Below are 1209 nucleotides of genomic sequence, written 5' to 3' on the forward strand. Positions count from 1 at the left end.
CTACGTGCGTGGCTTACTTGCTCCGTTGGCTGGCAAGAACGGGTGGACGCTGGCTGAGGCTGCTGGTGATCTGGCCCCGGACGGGATGCAACGGCTGCTTAACGCCGCCGCGTGGGACGCCGATGGCGCACGTGACGACGTGCGTGCTTACGCGGTCACGCATCTGGGTGAGCGTGACGGTGTGCTGATCGTGGACGAGACCGGATTCCTGAAGAAGGGCACCAGATCTGCCGGGGTGCAACGGCAGTACTCCGGCACCGCTGGGCGCATCGAGAACTGTCAGCTGGGGGTGTTTTGTGCTTATGCCACAAGCAAAGGCCGCACGTTGATAGATCGAGAGCTGTATCTGCCGAAGTCCTGGACCGCCGATCGGGAACGTTGCCGGGACGCGGCTGTGCCCGACGAGGTCGAGTTCGCGACCAAGCCAGTACTCGCCCAGGCGATGCTCGCCCGTGCCCTGGATGCAGGTGTCCCCGCCACGTGGGTCACAGCCGACGAAGCCTACGGTGGAGACTCCAAGTTCCGCCGCTGGCTGGAGAATCGACGGATCGGCTATGTCGTGGCCGTGCCGAGCAATCAGACTATCCCCGCCACCGCGGGCACCTCCCGCGCCGGCACGCTGGTCACCCACGCGCCGGAGGCCGCATGGAAACGCCGTAGTTGCGGTGATGGCGCCAAAGGGCCCCGTCTGTTCGACTGGGCCGTGGCCGAATTGCCGGCCTACCCCGACACCACCCCGCCGGGCTGGGGACGATGGTTGCTGGCCCGGCGATCACTGACCCGAAACAGTAAAGGCGAATATGAAATCGCCTACTACTTGTGTTGCGCCCCAACGGGAACGACCGATGATGACCTGATTCGGGTAGCCGGCGCGCGGTGGGCGATCGAGGACTGCTTTCAGACCGCCAAGACCGAGGTCGGCCTAGACCACTACCAGGTCCGCCGCTACGACGCCTGGTACCGCCACATCACGCTCGCGATGCTCGCCCATACCTACCTCGCCGTCACCGCCGCGATCGCCCCAAAAGCCCTGGCAGCGGCCTCATTCCAGTCACGCTGGGAGAGGTCAAGCGTCTCCTGGCACACCTGATCACCACCGCGCCCGACCGCGCCGTGACCTGGACATGGTCACACTGGCGCCGACGCCACCAACACCGAGCCCGACAAGCCCACTACCAGCGAAGACAAGCCATCAATCACAAAGTGCGG

Annotated in this window: 1 protein-coding gene; it reads left to right on the forward strand. The window is 65.2% G+C overall.

Annotated elements, in window-relative coordinates; genetic code table 11:
* Nucleotides 1-1090, forward strand: a 1090-nt coding sequence (locus ACM6LR_RS39310; protein WP_414945654.1) for an IS701 family transposase, incomplete at its 5' end; no start/stop codon positions are given.
* Nucleotides 1091-1209: the final 119 nt, after the last annotated feature.

It is taken from the genome of Amycolatopsis sp. cmx-11-32 (genome assembly GCF_047608695.1).
Lineage (GTDB): Bacteria > Actinomycetota > Actinomycetes > Mycobacteriales > Pseudonocardiaceae > Amycolatopsis.